General features: G+C 62.0%; 6 protein-coding genes, 1 tRNA gene and 1 pseudogene. All 8 read left to right on the top strand.

Translation table 11 applies throughout. The features are described from left to right. Positions 1 to 194: pseudogene (locus tag ACRAUW_RS07730) on the top strand (formate hydrogenlyase complex iron-sulfur subunit); the annotation flags it as partial. Next, complete coding sequence (locus ACRAUW_RS07725; protein WP_431361812.1) at positions 194 to 1,009, top strand: NADH-quinone oxidoreductase subunit B family protein; 816 nt, start codon at positions 194 to 196, stop codon at positions 1,007 to 1,009. The pseudogene ACRAUW_RS07730 and the gene ACRAUW_RS07725, both read left to right, overlap by 1 nt. Further along, a complete protein-coding gene (locus ACRAUW_RS07720) occupies positions 1,002 to 1,415 on the top strand; it encodes a formate hydrogenlyase maturation HycH family protein (RefSeq protein ID WP_431361811.1) in 414 nt (137 codons plus the stop codon). The genes ACRAUW_RS07725 and ACRAUW_RS07720 overlap by 8 nt, the downstream gene beginning before the upstream one ends. Next, a complete protein-coding gene (gene hycI, locus ACRAUW_RS07715) occupies positions 1,415 to 1,906 on the top strand; it encodes a hydrogenase maturation peptidase HycI (RefSeq protein ID WP_431361810.1) in 492 nt (163 codons plus the stop codon). The genes ACRAUW_RS07720 and hycI overlap by 1 nt, the downstream gene beginning before the upstream one ends. A 213-nt stretch (positions 1,907 to 2,119) precedes the next feature. Next, positions 2,120 to 2,211, top strand: a tRNA-Sec gene (locus tag ACRAUW_RS07710). Between the two features lie 315 nt (positions 2,212 to 2,526). Then, on the top strand, positions 2,527 to 4,005 hold the full coding sequence (gene selA / locus ACRAUW_RS07705; RefSeq protein ID WP_431361809.1) for an L-seryl-tRNA(Sec) selenium transferase: 1,479 nt from the start codon (positions 2,527 to 2,529) through the stop codon (positions 4,003 to 4,005). 4 nt (positions 4,006 to 4,009) lie between these two features. Further along, positions 4,010 to 5,893 carry a selenocysteine-specific translation elongation factor gene (gene selB / locus ACRAUW_RS07700; RefSeq protein ID WP_431361808.1) on the top strand — a complete coding sequence of 628 codons (1,884 nt, stop codon included), beginning with the start codon at positions 4,010 to 4,012 and terminating at the stop codon, positions 5,891 to 5,893. Beyond that, a complete protein-coding gene (gene hypF, locus ACRAUW_RS07695; protein ID WP_431361807.1) occupies positions 5,890 to 8,328 on the top strand; it encodes a carbamoyltransferase HypF in 2,439 nt (812 codons plus the stop codon). Before selB ends, hypF begins: the two co-directional genes overlap by 4 nt. Position 8,329 lies beyond the last annotated feature (1 nt).

The following is an 8,329-nucleotide window of genomic DNA, read 5'->3' as shown; positions in this document are numbered from 1 at the left end:
CCTACTTTGCCCCGAGCAAGCTGGTGGCGCTGGTGGAGGACACCCTCAAGCAGGCAGGCACCCCGCTGGCCACCCCGGAGCGACTGCACCACTGCCCCGACTGCAAACGAAAACAGAGCATGCTGAACCAGCCTGACTCGGCCCTGATCGCACCGGTAGCCACACCGATGGCCGCACAAAAGGAGTGGATGTGATGAGCAAGATCAAAGGCATAGAACCGGTTGTCGGCCATGCCCATACCCGCGCCGTGCCGCTGGCACAGGATCCCGAGATCACCAAACTCAAGAAAACCCTGCTCAAGGACATTCGCCGCTCGGCCTATGTCTACCGGGTCGATTGCGGCGGCTGCAACGCCTGCGAGATCGAGATCTTCGCCACCATCACCCCGCTGTTTGATGCCGAGCGCTTCGGCATCAAGGTGGTCGCCTCCCCCCGCCACGCCGACATCCTGCTCTTTACCGGCGCGGTGACCCGGGCGATGCGAGTGCCGGCCCTGCGCGCCTACGAGGCGGCGCCCGATCCCAAGATCTGCATCGCCTACGGTGCCTGCGGCTGTGACGGCGGCATCTTCCACGACCTCTACTGCGTCTGGGGCGGCACCGACAAAATCGTACCGGTGGATGTCTATATCCCCGGCTGCCCTCCGACACCGGCGGCTACCATCTACGGCTTTGCCGTGGCGCTCGGTCTGCTTGAGCAAAAACTCAAAGCCACCAGCCATGATGTGCAACCGGGTGAACGGGTCGAGCTGCGCCACACCGGCATCCCCAACGAAATTCGGGTGATGATCGAGCGCGAAGCGCGCCGTATGGCTGGTTACCGACATGGGCGGATCATCGCCGACGAGTTTATGGCCCTGCTCGAAGGGGCGACCCAGCAGGATGTGGATCTGCGCATCCAGAGCTACCTCGATCAGCACGACGATCCGCGCCTCTCGGAGATCGTCAACAACCTCGCAAACGCCTGCCTCAACCGGGCGGCCGGCAAGGGAGAGGCGGTGCATGGCTGACGAGGTTTTCTTCTACCGCCTCTCGCGCAAGTTCGTCGACGAGCAGTTCGACGTGCCGGAAGAGGCCAAGGAGGTGATGTACTACAGCCTCGCCATCGGCCACCACCTCGGCATTGTCGATTGCCTGCGAGCAGACCTGGTCTGCTCGCTGACCGGTTATCGCGACTGGGTAGCCAAGCTGCCCGCAGAGAGTGAAGCGCGCCGCAAGATGGAGGGGTTTCTCACCTTTGGCGAGATCACCATCTATCGCGAGCACTGCCATATGCTGGCCTGCGCCTTCGACCGGCTGCGCAAAACCGACAATCTACTCGATGAGCAGGTGCTGGGCTGGACCAACACCTTTATGGATCAGCTCACCGCCCTCTATAACGACCCCCATATGTACCTGATGGTAAGGAGCCGCTGATGGGCTGCAATCTCGTGTTGACCGTGGGCAATGCCATGATGGGGGACGACGGTGCCGGCCCCTATCTCGCCGACAAACTGCAGGCCGCCCCCCTGCCCGGCTGGATCCATATCGACGGCGGCATCGCGCCGGAAAATGTGGTCTACAAGGTGCGGGAGCTGCAACCGGAGCGGGTGGTGCTGGTGGATGCCGCCGAGATCGGCGAGAAGGCGGGTACCCTGCAGGTGATCCCCCCCGAGACCATCGCCGAGATGTTTATCTTCTCGACCCACAATATGCCGCTCAATTTCCTGATCGACGAGCTCAAGACCTTTGTCCCCGAGGTGATCTTTGTCGGGGTACAACCGGCCATAGTAGCGTTCTCATTCCCGATGACAGAAATGGTGAGCGGCGCCATGGATTATCTCTACGGCCATTTGGAGGATTCCAAGGATAGCGATTTGTTAATAAAACATCTGACGCAGTGGAATATGGCCAACGTCGCACGATAACTATTTGCCGAGTTGTTAGCGACTGTTATTGATCGACGATATTGACAATGTGATCCAGGCCCGATGTTAAATTAAAAATATCGGGCTAATTGTGCTGAACTTGATATAAAACAAGGTTCTTTGATTTTTTCAAAAAATCGCTAACCCTCGCTTTTTTATGACAAAAAAAGCGTTGCCAGTCACAGAAATTTGCCACAAAATGGCGACCGTTACGGAAGTTGATGGGGTCTGGTGGCCTCCTCGGTCTTCAAAACCGATGTGAGCCGAGAAGGCTTTGGCAGGTTCGATTCCTGCCTCTTCCGCCAAATTTATCTATTGAACAAATACTCTCCCGCTGAATTTTTCGGCCTGGATGTTATTTCCATTGTTTGTTCAATATGTTTGAAGTAATACCTTATAAAAAAGTGCTTGCCGCTTGCCAATATAATTCGAACTCAGGTTATCTCGCTGGCCAAAAATTAATTTATCGGCATTGATGAAGCATTAATTTATACCCGCTCATTGATGCACCCAGTTTGCAGTCATCCGCAAATCGCCAGCAGTGCCATAACCCGTCAGCTCGGTCTCTCTATCGGCAAACCGGTGCGCATCCCGAACCCACGCACTGCACTGGTAATCCCATGCCGAACTCGTCTTACGCGTCAGCTATCCCCCACCGCCAGCCCGCATCAAGTCAGGCTGCCGACGATTCTCTGCCAGATCCACAGCAACAGCCCAGCCAGCAACAAACGCGCCGTCTGCCCCAAGTGGAACAGCTGCTGCAGCAACCCTTTCTCGCCGGGTTTATCGAGGCGCTGAGCCGCCCGCTGGTGACCCAGGCGGTACGCGACACCCTGAGCGAGCTGCGCCAGCGCGAAGATTTTCGCCAGCATGGCGTTGCCCCCGAGCAGATCGAGGCGCTGATTGCCAAACGCTGCCAACAGCAGTTGCGCCAGCGTCAAACCCGGGTGATCAACGCCACCGGCACCCTGGTACATACCAATCTGGGGCGTTCGCCGTTAAGTGCCGATCTGTGGGACGAGGTGCGTGACCTCAACACCGGCTACAACAATCTGGAGCTGGACCTCGCCACCGGCAAGCGCGGCGGGCGCAAGGGGCTGATCGCTCCCCTGCTCGGTTGCCTCACCCAGGCCGAGGATTCGCTGGTGGTGAACAACAATGCCGCTTCGCTCTTTTTGCTGCTGCAGGAGGTAGCCAAGGGGCGCGAGGTGATCGTCTCGCGCGGCGAGCAGATCCAGATTGGTGGCGGCTTTCGCATCCCCGACATTCTGGCCCTCTCCGGCGCCAAACTGGTGGAGGTGGGCACCACCAATATCACCACCGCCAAAGATTACCTTGATGCCATCACCGATCAGACCGCGCTGGTGCTGATGGTACACAAATCCAATTTCGCCATTCGCGGCTTTACCGAATCCCCCGATATCGGCGAAGTGGCCCGCGCCCTGCCCGAGCACGTGGTACTGGCGGTGGATCAGGGTTCGGGATTGACCACCGAAGAGTTTGCGCCGGACGAAACCTCGGTTCGCCAGTACATCAAGGCGGGGGCGGATCTGGTCTGCTACTCCGGTGACAAGCTGCTGGGTGGCCCGCAAGCGGGCATCATCAGCGGCCGCAGCGACCTGATCAAACGGCTGGAAAAACACCCCATGATGCGCACCTTCCGCCCGAGCCGCATCGTCTACTCCCTGCTCGAACGGCTGCTCATCCACAAGCTCAACAAATCTCCCATCGGTGAGGGCATTGCCCATCGCACTCTGAGCAATCCGGCCGCCATGCAGGCCAGAGCCTCCCGGCTGATGGCAGCCCTGCCCGGCTGCTTTGTGCCGGTCCCGACCCAGCTGGTGGTAGGTGGCGGCACCTTGCCGGACGAGTTCTATCCGGCGCCCGCGCTGGAGTGCACCGACCCGCGTCCGGCCCAGCAGCTGCTCGATGATTTGCGCGAACTGCCGGTGCCGGTCATCGCCACCGTGCGCCAGCAGAAGGTGCTGCTCAATATGGCGACCCTGCTGCCGACCGAGATGGAACTGCTGATCGCCCAACTCAGGGAGTTGCTGCTGCCCGCCCCGTTCAATGCAACAAATGCAACCGAGGAGCCCTGATCCCATGACCCCCTATCGCGCCGTTATCGGTCTTGCCGGCCACGTGGATCACGGCAAGACCCTGCTGATCAAGGCCCTCACCGGCATCACCACCGCCCGCACCCACGAGCAGGCCATCGGCATGACCCAGGATCTCGGCTTTGCCCACTTCGACGACGGTCAGGGCAACACCATAGGCGTCATCGACGTGCCCGGCCACGAGCGCTATATCCGCAACATGGTGGCGGGGCTCTGGAGTCTGGATCTGGTGCTGCTGGTCATCGCCGCCGACGAGGGGTGGATGCCGATGACCGGCGATCACCTGCGCCTGCTCAAGGCGATGGGGGTGCCGCGTCTCTTGGTCTGCATCAACAAGTGCGATCTGGTCTCCCCCGACGAGCTTTTGCTGTTGGAGGAGAGCCTGCTGGAGCGGGTAATGGACGAGAGCGGCATGGTGCCCGACATCGTCAGCGTCAGCGCCAAAACCGGCGCCAATATGGCTGCCCTGCACGCCGCCATCGTCTGCCAGCTGGGAGATATGGCTGAGCATCAAGCGCCCCTCGAACAGGCCGCCCCGCGACTGTATGTAGACCGTGTCTTTACCGCCAACGGCACCGGCACCGTGCTTACCGGCACCTTGCAGCAGGGCTGCCTCAAGGTGGGGGACAAGCTGCGCCTCTACCCCGCCGATCGGGAGGTGCAGGTGCGCTCCCTGCAGGCCTATCACCAGAGCGTCGACGAGATCGGCGCCGTCTGCCGGGTGGCGGTGGGCCTTAAAAAAGTGCCCCACAAGGAGGTGGCCCGCGGCCACTGCCTTACCAGCACTGTCGGCCAGTGCGAGGCGGCAACCCACCTTATCGTACGCCTCAACGCCGATGGCCTGAGTAGCAAGACACTGCGCACGCAGGAGGTGGAGGTGGCCCTCGGCAGCTGGCATGGCCGGGCGCGCTTTGTACCAATAAAAGACACCCAGCTGGCACGGCTGATCTTTAGCAGCCCCATCCCCTGCTTCTTCGGCCAGCCACTCGCCATCATTCGCCACGGCAGCAGCGAACTGCTGCACGGCGCCCGCATCGTCTGGTGCGGCGACATCCACCCCGCCAGACGCAAGGCGCTGCACACCCTGCTGGGCGAGCTGCCAGATGAGCTCGAGCACTACAACCCGGCCACCCTGCAGCTGGGGCTCAATGGCTATGTGCTGGCCAGCCGCTTTGACCAGCGGCCCGAGCAGGTCTGCCCTCTCGGTGACTGGCTGCTGGACAACCACTGGCTGGCCCAGAGCCGCGATCAACTGCTGGCCACGCTGAAAAGTGAACCCCTTAGTGCCGTGGAGCTGGCGACCCGCTTTGGTATCGCCCTGCCGGTCACTCAGACCCTGCTCCAGCAGCTCAAGAGCGAGCAGCTTGTTCGCCTGCACCATGACAAGTGGCAGCCGGGCAGCGGCGAGTCGGAAGATGATCTGGGAGAAGAGGCACAGCTGGTGCTCAAGGTAGTGCGAGATCAAGGCAAGGAGGGTTACGAGCCCGGTAAACTGGGTCCCGGCGGCGTGGAGCTGGATCCCTTTATCACCCGCAAGCTGCCCGCGGTCCTGCAGCAGGGCTTGCTACAAAAAGGCGCCCTGCAAAAGCAGATGCGCAATCTGGCGCGACTCAAGTATCTGGTGCAGCTCGATGGCCCCATCTACTACGACGCCGAGCTTTACAACCAGATGGTCGCCGCCGTGCTGGCGGGCCAGCAGGTGGGAGATCTGATCGACATGGCATCCCTCAAGGAGATCACCGGCTTGTCGCGCAAATACGCCATTCCGTTCTGCCTGCGCATGGAGATGGATGGCTGGGTACGGCGCGAGGAGAACGAGCGCCGGGTGCTGCGTTTGCCGCAGACTCAAGATGAGATGGAGCCGGCATGAGCGCCACCATCGCCCCCGCTGGCTCTGCCAATCCTGTGGCCAACCGGCTGCGCCGCGAATTTCATATCGACGGCATCGTACAGGGGGTCGGCTTTCGCCCCTTCGTCTATGGGCTGGCGCTGCGCCACGGCCTTGCCGGTTATGTCTTGAACGATGCCAATGGCGTCACCATTGGCGCCGAGGGTTCCCCCGAGCAGCTCGCCAGCTTTGCCCGCGAACTGCGGGAACTGGCGCCGCCCTTAAGCCGCATCGATCACTTCAGCGAGCGGGAACTGCCCCTCGCTCATGATCCCGACTTCGATGGCCAATTTCATGGCCAGTTTCGAATTAAAGCGAGCCAGCAGCAGAGCGCGGCCACGGTCGCCATCTCGCCGGATCAGGGAATGTGCGAGGCATGCGCCCGGGATGTGGCTAATCCGGCGGATCGCCACCACCGCTACCCCTTTACCAACTGCACCCACTGCGGCCCGCGCTACACCATCATCCGCCGCCTTCCCTACGACCGCCCCCACACCGCCATGGCGAGCTTTGCCATGTGCCCGCGCTGTGCGGCGGCCTATGAAAACCCGCTGGACAGACGCTACCACGCCCAGCCGGTGAGCTGCCCCGAGTGCGGACCCCATCTCAGCTGGCGCTCGGGCCGCGGCGATGCCCTGGCAGAACGCGAGGATGCGTTGCAAGCCGCTGCCCACGCCCTGCAAGCGGGCAAGCTTATCGCGGTCAAGGGGATGGGGGGGTATCACCTGATGTGTGATGCCCGCAATGAACAGAGTGTGGCCAGATTACGAATGCTCAAACGGCGCGCGCGCAAACCGCTGGCGGTGATGATGGGCTCCCTTGCCGAGGCCAAATTGCATGTCACCGGCAGCGAAGACGAGTGGAAGCTGCTCGCCTCTCAGGCCAGACCCATCACCTTGCTGCGCAAGCGCATTAACGATGATCGGCTCTCAGAATCCCGACTGACAACCGCGCCGCTGGCCGAGGGGATCGCCCCCGGCATCCCCTACCTTGGCATCATGCTCCCCTATACCCCGCTCCATCAGCTGCTGCTGGATGCCTGCGCCATGCCGCTGGTGGCCACCAGCGCCAATGGTCGCGGCAGCCCAATCCTTATCGAGTGCGAGGCGGTGGTCAGGGAACTCGGCCGCGAGATTGACGGCATCCTGGATCACAACCGCCCCATCCTGCACCCGTGCGACGACAGTCTGCTGCAGTGGGCAGGCGGGCGACGCCAGACGTTGCGCCTCGCCCGGGGCTATGCCCCCTGCACTCCCAGCCTGCAAGAGGCGGTCAGGGTGCCGCTGTTGGCGGTCGGGGCGCAGCAGAAGAACCAGCTGGCGCTCGCCTTCGGCCGCCAGCGCATCTACAGCCCCTATATCGGCGATCTGCACAGCCTGCCGATGCAGAGCCACTTCGAGCAGACCCTGGCGACCTTTCGCGATCTTTACGATCTCAAGCCCGAAGTGCTGGTCTCGGATCGCCACCCCGGCTACCTCAGCCACCAGTGGGCCAAGGGCTATTGCCGCGATCAGGGTGCCACCCACCTCGAGGTGCAGCACCATCACGCCCACCTGCTGGGGGTGATGGCCGAGCACAACATCACGGGCCCGGTGCTGGGGGTTGCCTTCGATGGCACCGGCCTTGGCGATGACGGCACCCTCTGGGGCGGCGAGCTGCTGCTGGCCGATGTGAAGGGCTTTACGCGCGTTGCCCACCTCAAACCCTTCAAGCTGATCGGCGGCGAGGCGGCCATCCGCGAGCCGGTGCGCCAGCTGCTGGGGCTGCTGTTTGAATCGCACACTCCTGAGCAGATCAGCGCCCTCGATATTCCGTTGATCACCAAACAGTCCCTTGAGCGGATCAGCAACCTGCACCAGCTCTGGCAGCTGTGTCGCAACGCCCCTTACACCAGTTCCATCGGCCGGCTGTTCGATGCGGTGGCGGCACTCTTGGGGGTGATCGACACACCCGATTACGAGGGCGAAGCGGGACTCTTGCTGGAGGCAGCCGCCTCGCAGCTGACCCCCGATGAACAGCCCTTCCCCCTCGCCTTTGATCTCAGCCAATCAGCGGAGGGGCAACTGCATATCGAGTGGGCAGAGCTGATCAATACCCTTGTCAGCGAGCGGTGCAAAGGCGCCGCCACCGCCAGCCTGGCCGCCGGTTTTATCCGCGCCATCAGCAATCTGGTCATCGCCCTGGCCGAGCGCTTCCCCGGCTATCCGGTGGCGCTGGGGGGCGGCGTCTTTCAAAACCGGGTGCTGATGGACCAGCTGGTACCCGCACTCGAAGCGGCCGGTCGGCAGGTATTGACCAGCGAAACCCTGCCGCTCAATGACGGTGGCATCGCCGCCGGTCAGCTCTGGTTTGCCATCCACCATCTTGCCACGCACCAGCCTGTCACAACCGGTTGTGCCACCTTGTCGGAGTCCTGAA

Source organism: Aeromonas sp., assembly GCF_050633025.1.
Taxonomy (GTDB): domain Bacteria; phylum Pseudomonadota; class Gammaproteobacteria; order Enterobacterales; family Aeromonadaceae; genus Aeromonas.
The sequence above is the reverse complement of the archived record's forward strand: the minus strand, read 5'-3'. Positions and strand labels throughout refer to the sequence as shown.